This is a genomic window from Streptomyces sp. SGAir0957 (assembly GCF_043523415.1).
In genome coordinates, this window is the sequence record NZ_CP027290.1 from 361606 (window position 1) to 380394 (window position 18789).

Here is an 18789-nt window from a genome sequence, read left to right on the forward strand (position 1 = left end):
GCTCTTGTTGCCGCACGGGCGGGCTGTAATCGTTCGGGGCGGGCCGCACTCCGGGTCCATGTGTTCTTCCCTGCTGATTCTCCAGGAAGGTTCCTGATGTCCGAGAACGAGATGATGAACAGTTCGTCCGACGGCTGGGACGGCGAGATCGCGGCGAACGTCTCCGCCGACTGGGACGGCGAGATCGCGGCGAACGTCTCCGCCGACTGGGACGGCGAGTCCCTCCCGAACGAGGCCCGCCTGAGCAGCGAGGGCAGCCTCGACGCCGCCTCGCTCAATGACGGGCTCATCGCGGAATGACCCGGCGCTGGGGCGCGGGAGAGCCCCGCGTTCCAGCCTCCCGCCGGCTGAACACCCGGGACATCGGCGGTATCCCGACCTCTTTCGGGGAGGAGACCGCACCGGGGGTGGTATTCAGGACCGCCGCCATGGAATGCGCGCTCCCGGGACTCGTCCTCGACATGGCCGGGGAAGGGGAGGAGAACCGCTGCACGGCGGATCGGGAAAGAATTCATTTCCTCGACCTGAGGTCGCCATCGGAGGTGACCGAAGATATCCCTGTACCCGCCTCCGTGACGGTGCACCGCATTCCGCTGCGCGACCCCGACACCGCCCGCCGCGTGCCCCCGTCGGCCCGCGGCCCGGAATACTTCGCGAAGAGTTACGTGCGCATGATGCCGGGCGCCTGGACGGTCGTGGAAAGCCTTCTGCGTCTCGTCGCCGAGGACACCGGACCGGTCGTCGTCGGCTGCCGGCTCGGCAAGGACCGCACCGGCCTGGTGATCCTGCTCCTGCTGCGCCTCCTCGGCGTGCGCGACCCCGACAATCGCGCGGAGTTCGCCCGCACCGGCCCGGCGCTCGCCCGGCGCCGCGACTGGCTCGACGCCTACGCCGCGCGGCGGGGCGAGAGCCCCGCCGAGGTGCTGCGCCGCTGCGACCTTCCGCCGGGCGTCCCCCAGCACGTGCTCGACGTCCTGCGCCTGCGCGCCGCACGGGACGCCGGGGGGCCCGCTCCCCGGCCGGCCGTCGACGCGGCCCTGCTCCGACGGGCCCGCGCCCGCCTCACGCGACCGAAAGGTGAACTGGCATGAAGGTCCTGGTCCTGTGGCCGCCGCACGTCCCCAGCTACTTCAACGCGGGACACCACATCAGCACGTTCCTGACGGCCAACTACCTGCGCACCCTGCCCGAGGTCGACGAGGTGCGCGCCGTCGACGCGGGCGCGCTGAACTACACCTGGAAAGAGATCGGCGACCTGCTCTTCCAGGAGCGGGCGGACGTGCTGGCCGTCATGAACGACTTCGACAACGTCGACGACCTGCCCCGCCTGCTGACCTACGTGCGCACCCTCTCCCCGGACACCAAGGTGGTCACCGCGGGACGGCTGAGCAGCCAGGCACCCCGCGCCTTCGACGGCTACGACCTGGACGCGGTGGTCGTCGGCGGCGACCCGGAGGCGGGCGTCGCCGCGTACGTCCGCCACGTCGCGGGCGCCCAGCAGGCGCCCCTGCCCGGCGTCGTGCTGCGCGGCCAGGACGTGCGCGACGCGGCCCCCGGCACCTTCCTGCCCGCGTCCGAGTGGGTGCTGCCCGCCGTCGAGGAGATCCCGTACCAGGCCTACGAGCGGATGTACCAGCGCGACCAGAACAAGTTCTGCGGCATCCCGAACCGCCGCGAACTGGTCGTCCCCGCGTCCCGCGGCTGCCCGGTGAACTGCTCATTCTGCGAGGTCCCCACCTTCCAGGGGCTGCGCGACCGCAGGCTGAGCGTCGAGCGGACCGTCGACTACATCCGGACCAGCTTCGCGGCGCACCCCTTCGAGTACGTGGCGTTCTACGCGCCCACCTTCACGCTCGACCGCAAGTGGACCGAGCGCCTGTGCCGCGAACTGATCGACCTCGGCAGCCCGTACCCGTGGAAGTGCGCCACGACCGTCGCCCACCTCGGCGAACCGCTCCTGGAGGCGATGGCCGCGTCCGGCTGCGTACGCGTCAGCGTCGGCGTGGAGACCCTCGACCCGTCGGGGCACGCCGCGCTGCCCCGCCTCAAGCGCATGGAGCAGCAGCGCTACGAGGAGCTCGCCGCGGCCTGCGCCCGGCTCGGCGTCGAACTGAACTGCTTCGTCATCATGGGGCTGCCGGGGACGACCCCGCAGGGCGCCGAGGACACCGTGCGCGCCATCCGTGAGGTGGACGGCCGGGTCCGGCCGACGGTGTACTCGTCGATGGACCGGCTGCGCGCCGCGACGAGCCCCGCCGAGGCGTCCGCGTTCAACCGGCAGCTCCTGCACCCGGACGAGGCGCCCGACCGCGAGACGGCCCAGCGCCTCTACCACCTGGTCTACGGCCGTGAGGACCGGGTCACCCCGGTGACCGGGCGCGTCCCGCAGCGGCTGGAGCAGGCCCGATGACCGTCGTCGGGGAGGCGCACTGGCGGCTCCTCCCGCGGCCGGTGGTGCGGGAGCGGCGGGCGGCCGACCCGCGCGTGAACCTCAGCTCCAACGAACTCCACCATCCTCAAGTGCCTTCGCTCGTAAGGGAGTTGACGGACGGCTTCGATCCCGCCGTGCTCCGCGGCTACCCGGTGCAGGAGCCCGCCGCCGCCGCGGCGGGCGCACTGCTCGGCCTTCCCCCGCACCACCTGCTGCTCTCCGCCGGTTCGGACGCCGTGATCCGGCTCCTGCTGACCTCGCTGCGCGGCGCCTTCCCGGGCGGCCTCCTGCTCCAGGAGCCCAACTACGAGGCGTGGACCCAGGCGGTGGACGCGCCGCTGTGGCGGCTGCGGAAGGTGGCCTCGCCGGACGGCACGGCCACGGGGTCCGCCGAGGCGATGCTCGCCGCCGCCGCGGAATCCGAGCCCGCTCTCGTCGTGGTCTCCTGGCCGAACGGCCCGGCCGGCCACACACCGGACCTCGGCCACGTCGCCGAACTGTCGGCCGTGTGCCGCGGCCGGGGACACCTGCTCGTCGTCGACGGCTGCTACGCCGGGTTCGCCGGCGACCCCCTGAAGGTCGCCGCACTGGCCGACGACCACTGCCTGACCCTGCTGAGCTGGTCGAAGATGTTCGGTTTCGCGGGCGGCCGGCTCGCCGTCGCCTGCGGCGGCCCCGACCTGGTGCACCGGCTGCGCGCGGCCCGCCAGGAGGACCACGTCTCCGCCTGGGCGCTGCACGCCCTGACCCGCACCGGCCAGGTCTACGACCGCTTCGCGCAGGTGTGGCGGGACATCGCCGCCACCCGGGAATCGGCCCGGGCACGGCTCGCCGCGCTCGGCCACCCCGTACCGGAGTCCGGCGGCAACTTCCTGCACGTACCGCGCCCCACGGCCGCCTCCGCCGCCGCGCTGACCGCCCGCCTCTCGCACAGCGGCTACCGCGTACGGGACATGGGCCGCACCACCGGACTCCACCACCACGTGCGGTTCACCGTCGCCCACGGGCCGGTCGGCGAACGGTTCCTGGACCGCCTTGAGCACCACCTCGCGGAGGTCGGCGGGGCATGACCACTCTCAGCACCCCGCCCGCCGCGCCGCCCGCCGGCCACCACTGGCGGGCCGTGGCCGACTGGTACGGCCTCGACCCCGCGCCCGCGCCGGGGCCGGGGGCGCTGCCGATGCTCTGCCCGACGACGGCGGAGCCCGGCGACCCGCCCCGCGAACTCAACGCGCTCTACCGCACGTTGCAGGCGCACCACGACGGCGACCTCGGACTCGGCGCGGAAGGCGTCCGGTTCGTCCGCGCCAAGGGCCTGCGCGCCCCCGACGTCGCCTGGCGCCACGACACGCTGCTCATCGACACCCTGCACGCCACCGTCCTGCTCGACGGGGAGCACTGCGCCCCGGACCGCGACGCGCTGCGCCGCGTGCTGACCGAGGGCGTGCGCCGCCTCGTCGTGGTCGCCCACGGCGACGGCGGCCACCTCGACCTCGGCCCCCTCGTGGCGTGCGGCCTGTACACCTCCGTCGAACGGGACCTGGCGTCCGGCGCGCCCCTGGAGCGCGGCTGCCGGGCGGGCGTCACCTGCAAGCGCTCCCGCGACCACGGCAACGTGCTGCTGTGCCGCGACATCAAGGCCGGCAGCGTGACCCTCGTCGCCTGCAAGGCCGGCTCGGTCATCGACCCCGCCTACCCCTCCAGCACCAACGTGGTGGTCGGCTTCCTCGACGGATACGCCGCCACGGTCGTCGCGCCGCCCGGCAACGCGTCCGCCTCCCCGGCCATCACCCACGGCCTGTACGCGCTGGCCGGCGACAGCACGCCGCACCGCGTGCGCGCCTACCTCGACGACGTGTCGGGCCGCGGCCGCGTCCACTACCGGATCTTCGGCACCCCCGGCGCGCAGGACACCGGCCCCGGCGGGGACACCACCCCGCGCTCCGGCCGCGGGGTGAGCGTGCACCACGTCGCCCGACCCGACGACGGGGAGAGGCACTTCGCCCTGCGCGTGTCGGACGGCACCGCCCTGCGCCCCGGCGTCGACAGCGCCTACGGGCGCCGCCACCTCGTGCTGCCCGAAGGACTCTCCCCAAACGTGGTGCGCCTCGTGCCCGACTGGGCGCCGCGCGCCGCCGACCTGGACAGCCACCGCCTGGACCTGGAGCGGATGCGCCTGATGTACGGGCAGCTGACGGGCGCGCTCGTCTCCTCGCCCGCCCGGCGCCGCGCCCTCGAACTCGGCGAACGCCTGGCCGCGCTGCGCCACCGGCACGAGGCGTCCCGGCTGACCGCGGTGCGCCGCCTCGCCGGCGGGGCCGCCCACGGCCTCGTCACCCATCCCGGCGGACAGGAGGCCACCCGGCAACTGCTCGACGCCTGGGCCGAGGGCGTCGCCGAGACCCTCGAACTGCTCCTCGTCCAGCAGGACCCGGCCGACCTGCTCACCTCGGCCATGTGGCCGCAAGGCGAACGGCTCGGCCAGGAGGGCTGCGAGGTGTGCGGCCGCCGCATGCACGTGCTCACCTACCGCGACCTGCTCGGCTCCACGGGCCGCCTGCGCCACGACTGCCCGCACTGCGGCAGCCGCCGCGTCACCCCGGACGCCACCGACTCCTGCGTCACCTTCCGCCTCGTCCCCGGACCCGACCCCGCCCTGGAGGTCAACCCCGAGACGGCGCACGGCAGTTGCCACGTCGTGTGGCAGGCCGCGTTCAAGAACAGCGCCACCGTCTTCCCCGTCCGCCGCGCCCGCCTCGGCACCACGCCCGAACGGCTGCCGCTGCCCGTCCCCGACGACCTCACCGACCAACTGCACACGGTCAAGGCCGTCGTGGTCAGCGGCAGCCAGATGTGGTCCTGGCGCACCCGATGGAGGGCCCGCTGATGCCCCGGCCCACCGCCGCACCGGCCCTGTCCGGCTCCGCACCGGGAACGGAGACCGGCACCCGCCGCACCCGGCCCTTCCCGCACGTCGTCCTCGGCCCCGGCGCCCTGCTCGGCGCCGCCGCCACGGCCCGCCTCACCGCGACCTTCCCCGCCCACCTCCTGCGCACCGCCCGCCACCGCGACGGCGGCGACAAGACGTACACCGTCCACGCGCTCACCCTCCACCGGCACGGCACCCCCGCCCCCGTCCTCGACGGCCTCGACCCCGTCTGGCGCGCGGCGGTGAACCGGCTGACCGACCCGGCCCACGGCGCCCTCATGCTGCGGCTGCTCGGCCTGCCCGCCGCACCCCTCGACATCGAGGTCCGGCTGACCGAGTACCGGCACGGCGGCTGGATGTCCCGCCACACCGACCGCGCCGACAAGGCGTTCTCCCAGAACCTCTACCTCTGCCCCGGCTGGCTCCCGCACTGGGGCGGCGGCCTCGGCCTCTACCCGACGGAGACCGCCCCCGAGCCCGCCGCGACGTTCCTGCCCGGCGACGGCAACTCCCTGGCCTTCGCCCGCTCCGAGCACTCCTGGCACGAGGTGTTCCCCGTCGACGCGCGGGCCCGCGCACCACGCCGCGCGCTCCTCCTCCACGCCCACTGGGCCCGCACCGGGGACGCGGGCGCGGACCGATCGGGGGAGGCGTCATGCGGCTCGTAGTCGTCGGAGCCCCGGGAGCGGGCAAGTCCCGTCTCGCCACCGCCCTCGCGGCCCGCACCAGCGTGCCCCTGTACGACCTCGACGACCTGTACTGGGGCAGCGGCTGGACCCGCCCGGACCCCGAGGTGTGGCGCGCCCGCCAGCGCGAGGTCACCGGCCGGGACAGCTGGATCATCGCCGGGAACTTCCAGCCGACCTTGGACATCCGCGTCCGCCGGGCCACCCATCTGATCGTCGTCGACCCCGGCCCGGCCGTCTGCCTGGGGCGCCTCGCCCGCCGGACGCTCGGCATCTACCTCGGCCGGACCGAGGACCTGCCCCTCGGCCTGCGCGCCGAAGGACGCCTGCGGGCCGGGCGCGGACTCACCGGCATCGCCCGCACCGCCGCCCACTACCGCCGCGTCGAACTGCCGCGCACCCGCCGCCTCGCGCACACGCACGGACTGCGGCCGCTGTACGTCGGACGCGCCCCCGACCTGACCGCCCTCCTCGCCCGTCTCGCCCCCGACAGGAGCACCCGATGCGCGTGACCACGCCGACGCCGCCGCGCGCCGTCGCGTTCGACTTCTTCGGCACCCTCGGCCACTGGGAGCCCGGCACCGTCGGCAGCCCCGCCCAGGTCCTGTACGACGCGGCCCCCGACCGCGCCCGGATCGACACCGTCCACCTCGTCGACCTGGTGGAGGGGGTGAACGGCACCGCCCAGAGCGACGCGCCGGTCACCGCCGAGGCCTACGCGCGCTGGGAGGAGGACAGCTGGCGCGCCGCCGCCGACTACGCCCGCGTACCCGTCACCACGGCGCTCGTCGAGGAGCTCCGCGCCGTCCTCCACACCCGCCGCCTCGCGCTCTACGAGGACGTGCGCCCCGCCCTGCGCGCCCTGCGCGAGCACCGGATCCCGTGGGTCCTGTGCTCCAACGCCTCGCCCGACGTCGAGGGCAAGCTGCACGCCCTGCTCGGCCCCGGACTGGGCCCGCGGGCCTGCGTCGTGTCGTGGCGGACCGGCGCCCGCAAACCGCACCCGCGCATGTTCACGAGCGTCCTCGACGCACTCGGCCCGTGCACCGCCGCCGAGACCCTGTTCGTCGGCGACCGCTACGACTGCGACGTCGCGGGCCCCCGCGCCCACGGTTTTCGCACCGCGCTCCTCGACCGCGACGGACGAGCGGGCCTCCCCGCCGCCGAACGGGCCACGACCACCGTCTGGGACGACCTGCGGCCCCTGACCGCACTCCTCGAAAGACCGCTTGCAGACCGATCTCTCTGAAAGGCGGAGACCACCGTGAGCAGCAACGCCCCGACCCTTTCCCCCGTCCTGGCCCCGGCCCGTCCTCCCGCCCCGGTCCCGGACCGTCTCACGGTGCGCGGCGGCAACCCCGCGCGCGGCCGCGCGAGCGTCTCCGGCTTCAAGCACGTCATGGTGCTCGCCGTCGCCTACGCCGTCGGCTCCCGGCGCCGCACCGTCCTCACCAACGTGCCCGACATCCTGGAGACCCGCACCTACCTGGAGCTGCTGCCCCCACTGGGCGTCCACACCTCGCGGGCGGGCTCCGGCCTCGTCCTCGCCCCCGGCGACCTGCCGTCCACGGGCGACGCGACCGGCCCCGCCACGACGCTGCCGCCCGCCGCCGCGAACATCCACGGCAGCCTCTACCTCCTGCCCCCGCTCCTCGCCCGCCAGGGCCGCGTCGGCTTCTCCGCGTTCGGCGGCTGCCCCATAGGCAGCGCCCAGGACCGCGGCGCCCGCCCCTGGCACCACATCGTGCGCGTACTGGAACACTTCGGCGCCCGCTTCGACGCCGTACGCCGCGAACTCACCCTGCCCGCACGGCGCTACCGGGCCGTCGAACTCGACCTCGGCCTGTTCGCCGACGACCAGGACCGGCTCACCGGAGCCGAGTACTCGGGAGCCACCAAGGCCGCCGTCCTCGCCGCCGCGTTCGCCGACGGCACCACCGTGCTGCACCGCCCCTACCGCAAGGCGGAACTGGAGTCGCTCCTGTGCCTCCTGGAACAGGACGGCGTCGGCGTGCGGCGGGCACCGGACCGCATCGAGATCACCCCGCGCCCCGCCCGCCGCCAGGACCTGCTCACCTACGACCTGCCGCCGGACCTCCTCGAAGTGGTGACGTGGACGACCGTCGCCGCCGTCACCGGCGGCCGCGTCCACCTCACCAACGTCACCATGAACACGCTGCGCGAAGGGCTGCGGGCGGAGCACGCGCTGTGGCGCGCCGCCGGTGTGCGGTTCGCCGAGCACGACGGCGGCGTCCTCGTCGGCGCCCCGCGCGACGGCCGCTTCGCCCCGCTGCCCGAGATCCGCGTCGACCCCACCACCATCTACAGCGACTCGCAGCCCCTGTTCACCGTCCTCGCCACCCGGTGCCCGGGCCCCACCCGGATCGTCGACGGCGTGTGGCAGGGCCGCTACCACCACCTCGACGGACTCGCGGCGCTCGGCGCGGACACCCGCCACACCGCCGACGGCGTCCTCGTCGGCGCCTCGCCCCTGCGCGTCCCCGCGGGCGGGGCCGAGGTCCACGCCACCGACCTGCGCTGCGCCGCCGCCCTCCTGGTCGCCGCCCTCGCCGCCGACGGCGGGCCCGTGCACATCACGGGCACCCGCCACCTCGAACGCGGCTACGACCATCTGCCGGAGAAGCTCGCCGGCTGCTTCGCCCGCTCCCCGCTCCCGTCGGCCCTGTGACCCCAGGAGTCCGCATGTCCACCGATGTCCGGCACCGCACCGTCACCGAGGCCCTGGCCGGGGCCCGCCTGCGGACCCGGCCCTGGTCCCACGCCTGGCTCGACCAGGCCCTCGCCCCCCGACTCGCGCAAGAACTGGCCCGCTCCTTCGACACGCTCGCCCTCGCGCCCTGCGCGCAGTACGAGGGCGACAAGACCTACCGCATGGCCACCCGCCCCCTCGCCGTCGACGACCCGGACTCCTGGCCCGGCGGCCCGTGGCCCGAGCTGCTCTCCACGCTGACCTCCCCCGCCTACCGCGCGCAGATGGCCCGCCTGACCGGCATCGACCTGGCCGGTGCACGGCTGTCGGTCAACCTGTGGGAGTACGCGGGCGGCGACTGGCTCTCGCCGCACGTCGACAAGGCCGAGAAGATCGTCACCCAGATCCTCTACCTGAGCGACGGCTGGACCCGCGCCGACGGCGGCGAACTGCTCGTCCTCGACGGCCGCGACGCCACCCGTCCCACGGCCGCGCACCCGCCGCTGCTCGGCACCAGCGCCGTCCTCGTCCGCTCCGACGCCTCCTGGCACGCGGTCCGCAGCCCGGCGCCCACGGCCCCGCCCCGGCGGTCCGTGACCGTCACCTTCCTGCGGTGAGCGGCGTCAAGGACCGTCCCACGGACGGCGCCACCACCCGCGGGAGCGGGCCGCGCCGCGGCGACTTCACGCTGCTGTGGTGCAGCGAGACGATCTCCCTGTTCGGCACGCAGGTCACGCTCGTCGCCCTGCCGCTGACCGCGGTGCTCACCCTCGACGCGTCCGGCCCGCAGATGGGCCTCATCACCGCCACCGGCTGGCTGCCGATCGTGCTGCTCGGCCTCCTCGCCGGCGCCTGGTCCGACCGGCACGACCAGCGCCGGACCATGCTCGTGTGCCATGTGTTCCGGGCCCTGCTGATCGGCGCGATCCCGCTGCTGTCCGCCCTCGGCCTGCTCTCCGTCCCCCTCCTGCTGCTCCTCGCCTTCACCATCGGCTGCTTCGGCGTCTTCTTCGACGTCGCCTACCAGACGCTCGTGCCGCACACCGTCGCCGCCGACGACCTCGCGCGCGCCAACGGCCGCCTGGAGATGAGCCGTTCGTTCGCGCAGCTCGTCGGGCCGAGCGCGGCCGGGTTCCTCGTGGTGCAGTTCTCCCCGGCGGGGGCGCTCACCCTCGACGCCGCGTCCTACGCCGTCTCCGCCGCCTGCGTCCTCGCCATCACGGCACGGCGCACCCCGCCGCCGCCCCCCGAAGCCGTCCCCTCCGCGCCCGCCCGGCACCGGCTCCGCGACGACCTGGCCGAAGGGTTCCGCTTCATCGCCCGCCACCGCCCGGTCCAGCTCGTGATCGTCGCCGGAGCGGCCTCGAACCTCTTCACCGCGGGCCTGATGGCCCTCCAAGTCCTCTACGCCACCCGCGACCTCGGCCTCTCGCCGCGCACCATCGGCGTCTGCCTCGCCGCGGAAGGAGCGGCCGCCCTGATCGGGTCGGCGTGCGTGACGCGCGTCATCGCCCGCGGCGGAGAACCCCGCACCGTCCTCATCGGCCTCGCGCTGCTCACCGGCGGCGGCTTCGTCCTCGCCGCCACCACCCGGGACTGGTCGTGGGCCGGATTCGCCGCCGCCCAGTTCGCGTTCGGCCTCAGCTCGCCCCTGATCAACGTCGCCCTGGTGACCCTGCGCCAGCGCCTCACCCCCGCCCCCGTGCTCGGCCGCGTCAACGCGGCGGCCCGCGTCGGCATCATGTCGAGCCTGCCCCTGGGCTCGCTCCTCGCGGGCGTCGTCGCGGGAGCCGTCGGCAACCAGGGCGCGCTGTGGTTCTGCGCCTTCGGCCTGGCGGCGGTGGTGGCGACGACCGGGGTGCCGCTGCTGCGCGTCCATGGCGCGGAGGCCGGCCGGCGGGAGGCGCCCGTCGGCTGAACGCGTACGGGGCGGCTGCGTTCGGGTCGGCCGGGCTCGGCTTCGCCCGGCTCGGCTCGGCCCTGTTCGGCTCCGCTCGGCCGGGCTCAGCCGAGGGCGCGCCGCACCTCGACATTGCCGTGCCGCGTACGGGCCCGCACCTCGACGGTCTCCTCGGCGTCGGCCGGACTCGCGGACGCGGCGAGGGAGTTGAGCACCTGCCCGGAGACGGAACCGACGTCGAGCCAGGCGGCCGTGCCCTCGCGGATGCCGACCTCTATGGCCCCGTCGGAGGTCTCCAGCTGGACGGTGCCGCGCGCCACGTCGAGGAGGCGCAAGGTGCCGTGGGCGGTGGTCGCGGTGACGGAACCCTCGGCCCGGCCGATCGTGATGTCCCCGTTGGCGCCGCTGACCCGCAGATCACCGGTGATGTCGCCGAGAGTCGTGCCGCCGTGCGAGTTCCTCAGGACGGCGGTGCCCTCGACCGACCCGACGCGCAGACTCCCGGAGCTGGTGGTGATCTCCGCCGCGCCTCTGACCCGCTCCACGGACAGGGACCCGTGGGTCGCCGTCAGATGCAGCGGCCCCGTGGTGCCGAACCGGACATCACCCGACGAGGTCTTCACCCGGACCTCGCCCAGCGTGCCCTCGCCCCGTACGTGCGCCCAGGCGCCGGTGACGTCGAGGCGCGACGCGGCGGGCAGTTCGACCGTGACATCGACGGTGCCGGTGCGGCCGAGGCCGAACAGAGCGCCCTTGGGCGTCCTGATCTGCAACGTGCCGTCCGCGAAAGCCACCTCGGTCTGCGCGGCGGCCCTGACGTCCAGCTCCCGCCCCGGATCGCGGGGCCGCGCCTCGACGACGGTCTCGCCCCGCTCACCGGCCACGACCTGAAGCGACCCGGCTTCCAGGTGCGCGGTCACCGAGATCGGCTGAGGAGTCTCAAAAGCAGGCATGACTGTCCCGTCTGGCGTCCCGCACGGGGACGAGGCGTAGGGGGGTGGACACGGGGGAGGGGCGCGACGTGTGGCTCCGAGCGCTAACGCACCCAGCCGGTGAAGCTCTGCCCGACAGCCCGCGGTCTCTCGGCGGCGCGCGACCGCGCACCACCCGGCTCGACGGCGGCCGCGACGGCCCGCACCAGCCAGGCGTTCACCGACAGACCCTCCCGCCCGGCCGCCTCCTCGGCACGCGCCTTCAGATGCGCGGGCAGCCGCAGATTGACGCGCGCGGTGCCGCCCTCGTCACCGCCCTCGGGCGCCACCGGGAGCTCCTCCCGCGGCGCCGGCCGCCCGTGCGGCAGATCGCCGGGCGGCAGCGTCACGACGAAGTCGGGCTCGATCCCCCGCAACCGCACGTCGACCGAGCCCGGCGCCAGCTCCCGGGTGACATCACTCATCGCGGCGGAGAGCGCGCCGAGCAGCGTCAGCCGAGCCGCCGACTCCAGCGGAGCGGTGAGCCGCTCGGCCAGCTCCCGGGCTTCCTCACCCCCGGCTTCGGCGGCCACCGCGAGCTCGCGGCGCAGGGTGTCGACGTACGGCGTGAGATCCATGACGCCACTATGGCACCACAATGGCGCCACGCGCCATGCACCGGGCGCCGGGGGTCGGCAGTTCCCTGCCAGGCAACTTCCTGACCTCGTGCGATGCGGACAGGGGCGGGGGCGGGGTGGTTTTCTCTTCTCAGCGGCCGGAAAGCGCGGGGAACGCGATCCGGCCCGGGGGAGCTGAAGTACCACCGGCTCCATGCGCACTGATCCGCACACGTCCGACCGCATGGAATGGAGACCTGTCGTGGCCCGTACCAACCGTTGTATCTCCGCTATCGTCACCCTCGCCGCCGCCGGCGTCCTGGCCGGGATCGCCTGCGCGGCGCCCGCCCAGGCGGCCGACGGGCTGGGGACGCCGCAGGTCACGACCCAGGACTTCACCTGGCCCACGCCGCCGTCGGGCCGCCCCGGCCACGGCGGGCTGACGGACCTCCGGGACGTCCGGACCGCCCTGGACTCCGCGTCCGACTTCACCTGGCCCGTCGAGGGCGGCAAGGCGCCGGGCGACTTCGTCTGGCCGGCCGGGCCGACGAACTCGCCCGACGACTTCGTCTGGCCCGCGCCGCCGGTCAAGCCGTGACGCCGTCAGATCCACTGGCGGCGATTGGCCTGGACCCCCGCCTCGAACCGGCTGGACGCCCCGAGCCGCTCCATCAGTTCGGCCACGATGCGCCGCTCCGTGCGGACACCGATGCCGAGCGCCCGCGCCACGGCCTCGTCGGTGAGGCCGGTGGCGAGGAGCTGGAGCAGTTTGCGTTCCTGCGGGGTGAGTTCGCTCGCCGGGTCGGTGCCGGACGGTTCCTGGTGGAAGGGCGACGCGTGCTCCCAGTACGCCTCGAACAGGGCGCGCATGGCGAGCACCACGGGCCGGCTGCTGAACACCAGCGCCGACGGCCCCGTCTGGCCGGGCAGTCCGGCGACGACCGCCGCGCTCGTGTCGACGATCAGCAGCCGCATGGGCAGCGTCGGGGACGTGCGGATCTCGCTGTGGCGCTCCGCCATCCACTGCGCGTGCGCCTTGGTCACCCGGTCGTTGGTGACGCTGTCGAGGTAGATCGAGCGGAACCGGACGCCGCGGGCGAACGCCCGCTCGTTCAGCGGCCGGGCCGCCTCGATCGACTCCTCGGTCAGACCGCTCACGGGATGGAACGCCAGGGACTCGTGGCGGCAGGACTCGGCGAGGGCCTCCAGCCGGATCCGGATGTCGTCGACGTTGTCGAGCTCCTCGGTGCCGTCCGTGCCGGGCCGGCTGGAGGTGGCGTACTCGGCGGCAAGGGCCGCGAGCGCGGCCCGGTTCTGCTCGATGCGCTGCTGCCGCCAGGCCAGTTCGTCCTGCTCGCGCTGGAGCAGGACCTTCAGGCCGAGCGAGGGGTTGACCGCGCGCAGGGCTCCGGGCGAGTCCCGTGAGGGTGCCAGGAGCGAGAGGTCGGACAGGCGGTCCAGGGCCGCCTTCACACAGCTGAGATCGATGTCGAGGAGCTGGGCGAGCCGGTCGGGGTCGTGTTCCTTGTGGAACAGGATCGCCCGGTAGACGCCGAGCGTCTCCTGGTCCAGAGCTGATGACTCGGCCACGTGGTGTCCCCCTGAACCGCATGTACGGGCCGGCCGTCCGCACGCGCCCGCCGCGCGGCACGAACGACAGGCATGGGGGATCGTCACGATCGACGCCCCCGTGATCGTTCACATATTCGTCACACTACCCCGTTCGGGAGTTCCGGTGCCCCCTTCAACTACCTTCTCCTCCCCGCCCCTCGCCGGCGCCGTCGTCCTCGTCGTCGACGCGACCGCGGGCGTGGGCCGCCGCATCGCCACCCGGCTGTGCGCGGCGGGCGCGGCGGTGGCGGTGGTCGCCGCGGGGCATCCGGGGCGCGCGGACGACGCGGCCACCAACGCGGCGTTCCTCTGCAAGGAGCTGGCGGACATCGGGCTGGTCGCACTGCCCTACCAGGTCGACACCGAGCGGGCGGAGACCTTCGGGGCGCTGCCGGGCCAGATCGCGGCGGACCTCGGCGCCGCCACCGCCTGCGTGGTGGTGATCCCGCCGGGCTGTGCGGCCGGGCCGTTACCGGCGGCCATGCGGGTCCTGTCCGGGGCGATCGCGGCGGCGCTGCCGCCCCGCGCCGCGTACCTGGAGGTCGAGGCGGTCGAGGAGACGGCGGACCAGGAGCGGCTGGTCCAGGAGGTCATGGGGCGGCTGACCGCCCGGCACGGTTCACGTCAGGAGTGCTGACGACACGTCATGGGGGAATGCGCTATGTCCGTACGCCTGGTCGTCGCCGGCGACCACCAACTCGTCCTCGAGGCCTTCGCCGAGACGCTCAACAGCATCGAGGGGCTCAGCGTGGTGGGTCTCGCCACGTCCTGCGACGCGGTCCTGCCCGCCGTCGAACGGCACCGGCCCACCGTGCTGCTGCTCGGCGAGCCCACTCTGGGCGGCAAGGCGCTGCAGGTCGCCATGGAGGTGCGCAGCCTGTACCCGAAGTGCGGGGTCGCGCTGATGGTGGGGGCGGCGACCCCGTCCGTGGTGGACCGGGCGGTCGCCGCGGGCGCGCTGGGCGTCGTACCGAAGAACGCCCGGCTTCCGCAGCTCGTCACGACGCTGATGGGGGTCGCGGGCGGCTGCCTGACCGTGGACCCGTCGCTGCTGCGGCCCGCCGACGCGGGGGAGTCCTCGCTCAGTACGCGGGAGACGGACGTCCTGCGCCTGACCGCGAGCGGGGCGACGGTGAAGGAGATCGCGGGCGAGCTGTTCCTCGCGGCGGGCACCGTACGCAACCTCACCTCGGCCGCGATCAAGAAGCTCGGCGGACGCAACCGGTTCGACGCGGCCCGCATCGCGGGGGAGCACGGACTCCTGTGACCCGGGCCCCGAGAGGCGCCGCACATGCGCCGGCCCCGGCACGAGGCGTGCCGGGGCTGGGCGGAACACTGCGAACGCTGTCCTCACTTCTCCAGGCAGAACTCCTGGATCGGATAGCCGACATGGCGGTCCGCGGTCGGCAGGTGGCCGAGGATGCGGTCGCCCGGCTTCAGCTCCGTGGAGTTGAGCACCGCCGAGCCGGGGCCGAGGACCCGCACGTGCCAGTCGTCCTGGAGGATCAGGTTGACGGTCTGGCCGCTGGGGGCCACCGCGTCGATGGAGATCAGCGGCCGGGTCTCGATCTTGACCCGGCCGACGGAGACGGGCCGGGTGCGGCCCTCCACGTCGACGGCGAGGACCTTGCTGCCCGCGTGGAGTTCGCTGAGGTAGTTCGTACGCCCCTCCTCGGAGACGGTGTACGAGTGCAGCGCCCCGGCGTTGACCCGGAACGGGCGGGTCGGCATGTACGGCAGCGGGTGGGTCTCGCTGACGCACAGGACCATGCCCTTGGAGTGCGAGCCGACGAGGATGCCCTCGTCCTTGCGGAAGTGCGTCGTGGTGTCGACGCAGGCCCGCTCGCCCATGCCGATGTGGGTGGTGGCGGTGACGGTCAGCTCCACCAGGTCGACCTTGCCGGCGCGGGCGGCCGCCGCCGCCCGCAGCGCGGTCGCGTCGCCGACCTTGGCGCCCCGCATCAGCACGCCGTCCGAGCCGAGTTCGAGGACGCCGTAGACGATCTCGGCCTCGTCGGTGTCGGCCGCCGTGGTGATGATCGAGCCCGGGGCGCCCGAGGCCGCCGCGATCACGATCTCCAGCGGGATCTTCGTCGGGTCGCGAAAGTCCAGGACGGCCCACGGCTCCAGACGGGCCGCGAGGCAGGCGTCCTCCAGGGTGTCGGCGTCGACGATCTCGACGTAGCGCCCGAACTGGACGCCCGGGTGCGCCTTTTCGAGGGCGGCCCGCTCGTCCTTGCCGCCCGCGACGACGACCAGGTCGGCGGCGCCGAGGTCGGCCGGGACAGCGTCGGGCCCGGCCTCGTACAGCAGGACCTTGCGGACCAGGGGCGGCAGGTCGGCGAAGGCGGCCGGGTCGGCGGCGACGATGCCGTCGATCCGCTGGTGCAGGGCCTCTTCGAGGACGGCGGCGGTGGCGTCGCCGGCGCCGCGGATGTCAAGCCAGCACAGTTTGGCGTCCGTCATGATGCGGGTCTCCTGTCAGGTCGGGCAGGTCGGTCAGGTGGTCGGGGGTCAGGCGCACGGTCGGGTCGGCGTCGGCGGCCGGGAAGCCGACCGGGCCGAAGTGCTGTTCGGGGAAGTGGTGGATCAGGCGGGCCACCTGCGCGGCGAGCCGCCGGGGGTCCGCGGCCTGAAAGATGTTGCGGCCCATCGCCACCCCGCCCGCGCCGCCCGCGAGGGCGCCCCGTACATAGGTGAGGACGTCCCGCTCGGTGGCCATCGCGGGGCCGCCCGCGACGAGGACCGGCACCGGGCAGGCGGCGGTCAGGTCGAGCATCTCCGCGGTGGAGCCGAGGAAGACGGTCTTGACGAGGTCCGCGCCGAGGTCGGCGGCGACGGTGACGGCGTGCGCCACCATGCCGGGGTCGCGCGGGTCGGTGACGCGCGGGCCGCGGGCGTAGACCATGGCGAGCAGCGGCAGGTTCCACCGGTCGCAGGCGTCGGCGATCCGTCCGAGGTCGCCGATCTGCTGCCGTTCGTCGTCCGAGCCCACGTTGACGTGGACGCTGACCGCGTCCGCGCCGAGCCGCAGGGCCTCCTCGACCTGCGTGACCATGTACTTGGCGTCGGGGTCCAGGGCCTGACTCGTCGAGGCGTTGAGGTGGATGATCAGCGACATCGCGGCGAACCGCTCCGGGCTGATGTGGCGGACGCTGCCCTTGTGCACGACGACCGCGTCGGCGCCGCCCGCGGCGAGCTGCCCGGCGAGTTCGTCGAGGGTCGTGCCCTTGGGCACCACGGGCCCGTCACTGATCGAATGGTCGAGAGGGGTGATCATCAGGCCGGCCGTGCTGTGGCGGTAGAGCCGCCGCAGCCGCAGGGACCGGGCGAAGTGGCCGTATCCGGTCATGGAGCGCCCTTTCTGTTGCGCGAGGTGGTGCGCCGGCCGGCGCACCGCGTGCCGGGGAACCGTCGCGCGGAGCCGCCGGCCGGGCCCGTACGGGGACGGCCAGGGAGCGCAGCCGCGCGCGGTCCGGTTTGCCGGACGGGGTGAGCGGCAGCCGCGGCCACACGGACACGGCGACCGGGGCGTGCTCGGGCGTGAGCGTCGCCGCGACGTAGTCCCGCAGGTCGCAGGAGGTGTGGGCGGCGCCCGAGTACAGCTCGACGGCGGCGTGCACCTGCTCCACGAACTGCTCGTCGCGCACCCCGAACACCGCCGCCTGCCGCACCTGCGGGTGGCGCATCAGCGCCGCCTCGATGGCCGCCGGGTCGAGCTTGAGACCGCCGTGCTTGATCACGTCGCCGACCCGGCCGTCCAGGCGCAGATAGCCGTAGCGGTCCCAGTGTCCGAGGTCGCCGGTGCGCAGCCAGCCGTCCCGGTACGTGGCTCCGGTCAGCTCCGCGTCGCCCAGGTAACCGGCCGAGACGGTGGGGGAGTCGACCCAGATCTCGCCGCTCTGCCCGCGCCCGAGCGGGGTGCCGGTGCCGGGCGCCCGGATCTCGACGCGCACCCAGGGGAAGGGGCGCCCCGCCGAGCCGAGCAGTTCGGGCTCCCGGTGGTCGAGCGGCGTGAGGCTGCTGATGCCGCCCGCCTCCGTGGTCCCGTACACCTGGATCAGGACGTCGCCGAAGACCTCGACCGCCTGGCGGACCCGGTCGGGGGCGGCCGGGGTCCCGCTGTAGGTGATGCGGCGCAGCGACGACAGGTCGTAGGAGGTGATGAGCGGACGGTCGAGCAGCCGGTACAGGTGCGGGACGGCCAAGTACACGTCGGTGACGCCGAGTTCGGCGATGGCTTCGAGCGTGGCGTCGGCGTCGAACTCGTCGTGCAGGACGACGCTGCCGCCGCCGCACAGCACCGCGTCGGCCATCGGCGCCGTCGTGTGGCTGATGGGGGTGACGGAGAGCAGCGTCGCGGGGCCCGTGGTGTCGAGGCCGTCGGCGAGGCGGCCGACGAGGTGTTCACGGGTGCGGTAGCGCTGCCCGACCATCTTGGGCCGGCCGGTGCTTCCGCTGGTGAAGTCGACGACGGCGAGGTCGTCGGCGCGCGGCGGCGGCGTGTCCGGCACCGCCTCAAAGGCGTCGCCCGCCGGGCGGGGGATCGCCAGGACGGTGAGCCCCGGGCGGCGCAGCGTCAGCCACCTGCCGCGGGCCGCGCTGTCCTCGTCGGTGTCGTCCACGAGCAGCAGCGGGACGTCCAGGGCGGCGAGGACCTCGGCCTGCGTGGACAGGGTGAAGGTCTCCGTGTCCGTGCGCGGGTTCATCGAGCGGATGTAGACCGAGGTCGCGCCGAGCAGGTGCGCGGCGTAGCGGGCGCTGAGCATCGACGGATGGTTGGGGCCCGTCAGGATGGCGACGGTGGTGCCGGGCCCGGCACCGTGGGCGCGCAGCAGGGCGGCGCAGCCGAGCACGGACGCGCGCAGTCCGGCCGCCGTCACCGCCGTGCCGGGGCGGCGCAGGACGATCCGCTCGGGGTCGCGGCCGAGCGCGGCGAGCACACGGCGGGTGTAAGGGCGGGAAATGCTGGGGGAGTTCATGGTCCTCCTTTC

20 protein-coding genes are annotated in these 18789 nt (G+C 74.4%); 14 read left to right on the plus strand and 6 right to left on the minus strand.

Annotated features, from left to right (window positions below; all coding sequences use genetic code 11):
* The first annotated feature begins 96 nt into the window (after positions 1-96).
* Genes C1N81_RS01930 through C1N81_RS01980 form a run of 11 tightly spaced genes read left to right on the plus strand, consistent with a single transcriptional unit; the run spans position 97 to position 10674 of the window.
* The gene (locus C1N81_RS01930; protein WP_394426046.1) at positions 97-300 is read left to right on the plus strand and encodes a hypothetical protein; all 204 of its coding nucleotides are present in this window, start codon (positions 97-99) and stop codon (positions 298-300) included.
* Positions 297-1091: a tyrosine-protein phosphatase gene (locus C1N81_RS01935; protein ID WP_394426048.1), complete on the plus strand. Its 795-nt coding sequence runs from the start codon at positions 297-299 to the stop codon at positions 1089-1091. The genes C1N81_RS01930 and C1N81_RS01935 overlap by 4 nt, the downstream gene beginning before the upstream one ends.
* Entirely contained in the window at positions 1088-2410 is a 1323-nt protein-coding gene (locus C1N81_RS01940; protein ID WP_394426050.1) for a B12-binding domain-containing radical SAM protein, read from the plus strand. Before C1N81_RS01935 ends, C1N81_RS01940 begins: the two co-directional genes overlap by 4 nt.
* Positions 2407-3501 carry an aminotransferase class I/II-fold pyridoxal phosphate-dependent enzyme gene (locus C1N81_RS01945; protein ID WP_394426052.1) on the plus strand — a complete coding sequence of 365 codons (1095 nt, stop codon included), beginning with the start codon at positions 2407-2409 and terminating at the stop codon, positions 3499-3501. Before C1N81_RS01940 ends, C1N81_RS01945 begins: the two co-directional genes overlap by 4 nt.
* Positions 3498-5318: a hypothetical protein gene (locus C1N81_RS01950; RefSeq protein WP_394426054.1), complete on the plus strand. Its 1821-nt coding sequence runs from the start codon at positions 3498-3500 to the stop codon at positions 5316-5318. The genes C1N81_RS01945 and C1N81_RS01950 overlap by 4 nt, the downstream gene beginning before the upstream one ends.
* Positions 5318-6028 carry a 2OG-Fe(II) oxygenase family protein gene (locus C1N81_RS01955; protein WP_394426056.1) on the plus strand — a complete coding sequence of 237 codons (711 nt, stop codon included), beginning with the start codon at positions 5318-5320 and terminating at the stop codon, positions 6026-6028. Before C1N81_RS01950 ends, C1N81_RS01955 begins: the two co-directional genes overlap by 1 nt.
* Positions 6016-6558 (plus strand): P-loop NTPase family protein, encoded by a 543-nt coding sequence (locus C1N81_RS01960; protein WP_394426058.1) that lies wholly within the window; start codon positions 6016-6018, stop codon positions 6556-6558. Before C1N81_RS01955 ends, C1N81_RS01960 begins: the two co-directional genes overlap by 13 nt.
* Positions 6549-7295, plus strand: a complete 747-nt coding sequence (locus C1N81_RS01965; protein ID WP_394426060.1) for an HAD family hydrolase — start codon at positions 6549-6551, stop codon at positions 7293-7295. The genes C1N81_RS01960 and C1N81_RS01965 overlap by 10 nt, the downstream gene beginning before the upstream one ends.
* Before the next feature lie 15 nt (positions 7296-7310).
* The gene (locus C1N81_RS01970; protein WP_394426061.1) at positions 7311-8735 is read left to right on the plus strand and encodes a hypothetical protein; all 1425 of its coding nucleotides are present in this window, start codon (positions 7311-7313) and stop codon (positions 8733-8735) included.
* Between the two features lie 14 nt (positions 8736-8749).
* On the plus strand, positions 8750-9373 hold the full coding sequence (locus C1N81_RS01975; protein WP_394426063.1) for a 2OG-Fe(II) oxygenase: 624 nt from the start codon (positions 8750-8752) through the stop codon (positions 9371-9373).
* Positions 9370-10674, plus strand: coding sequence for an MFS transporter (locus C1N81_RS01980; RefSeq protein WP_394426065.1), 1305 nt, complete (start codon positions 9370-9372; stop codon positions 10672-10674). Before C1N81_RS01975 ends, C1N81_RS01980 begins: the two co-directional genes overlap by 4 nt.
* 86 nt (positions 10675-10760) lie before the next feature.
* Here C1N81_RS01980 and C1N81_RS01985 read toward each other — a convergent pair whose 3' ends face one another.
* Together C1N81_RS01985 and C1N81_RS01990 are read right to left on the minus strand one after the other, a co-directional pair.
* Positions 10761-11609 carry a DUF4097 family beta strand repeat-containing protein gene (locus C1N81_RS01985; RefSeq protein ID WP_394426067.1) on the minus strand — a complete coding sequence of 283 codons (849 nt, stop codon included), beginning with the start codon at positions 11607-11609 and terminating at the stop codon, positions 10761-10763.
* Between the two features lie 83 nt (positions 11610-11692).
* A complete protein-coding gene (locus C1N81_RS01990; RefSeq protein ID WP_394426069.1) occupies positions 11693-12205 on the minus strand; it encodes a hypothetical protein in 513 nt (170 codons plus the stop codon).
* 241 nt (positions 12206-12446) lie between these two features.
* Here C1N81_RS01990 and C1N81_RS01995 point away from each other — a divergent pair, with 241 nt between their 5' ends.
* Positions 12447-12782 carry a hypothetical protein gene (locus tag C1N81_RS01995; protein ID WP_394426071.1) on the plus strand — a complete coding sequence of 112 codons (336 nt, stop codon included), beginning with the start codon at positions 12447-12449 and terminating at the stop codon, positions 12780-12782.
* Between the two features lie 5 nt (positions 12783-12787).
* Here the strand turns inward: C1N81_RS01995 and C1N81_RS02000 are convergent, their stop codons facing one another.
* Positions 12788-13774 carry a LuxR C-terminal-related transcriptional regulator gene (locus C1N81_RS02000; protein ID WP_394426073.1) on the minus strand — a complete coding sequence of 329 codons (987 nt, stop codon included), beginning with the start codon at positions 13772-13774 and terminating at the stop codon, positions 12788-12790.
* Between the two features lie 145 nt (positions 13775-13919).
* Between C1N81_RS02000 and C1N81_RS02005 the strand changes: the two genes are divergently transcribed.
* Positions 13920-14432 (plus strand): hypothetical protein, encoded by a 513-nt coding sequence (locus tag C1N81_RS02005; RefSeq protein WP_394426075.1) that lies wholly within the window; start codon positions 13920-13922, stop codon positions 14430-14432.
* A gap of 24 nt (positions 14433-14456) precedes the next feature.
* Positions 14457-15062, plus strand: coding sequence for a response regulator transcription factor (locus C1N81_RS02010; RefSeq protein ID WP_394426077.1), 606 nt, complete (start codon positions 14457-14459; stop codon positions 15060-15062).
* An 83-nt stretch (positions 15063-15145) separates the two neighbouring features.
* Here C1N81_RS02010 and C1N81_RS02015 read toward each other — a convergent pair whose 3' ends face one another.
* Genes C1N81_RS02015 through C1N81_RS02025 form a run of 3 tightly spaced genes read right to left on the minus strand, consistent with a single transcriptional unit; the run spans position 15146 to position 18777 of the window.
* Positions 15146-16261: a 3-dehydroquinate synthase II family protein gene (locus C1N81_RS02015; protein WP_394426078.1), complete on the minus strand. Its 1116-nt coding sequence runs from the start codon at positions 16259-16261 to the stop codon at positions 15146-15148.
* The gene (locus tag C1N81_RS02020) at positions 16233-17147 is read right to left on the minus strand and encodes a 2-amino-3,7-dideoxy-D-threo-hept-6-ulosonate synthase (RefSeq protein ID WP_394426080.1); all 915 of its coding nucleotides are present in this window, start codon (positions 17145-17147) and stop codon (positions 16233-16235) included. Before C1N81_RS02020 ends, C1N81_RS02015 begins: the two co-directional genes overlap by 29 nt.
* Positions 17044-18777: a class I adenylate-forming enzyme family protein gene (locus tag C1N81_RS02025; protein WP_394426082.1), complete on the minus strand. Its 1734-nt coding sequence runs from the start codon at positions 18775-18777 to the stop codon at positions 17044-17046. The genes C1N81_RS02020 and C1N81_RS02025 overlap by 104 nt, the downstream gene beginning before the upstream one ends.
* Between the last annotated feature and the right edge of the window lie 12 nt (positions 18778-18789).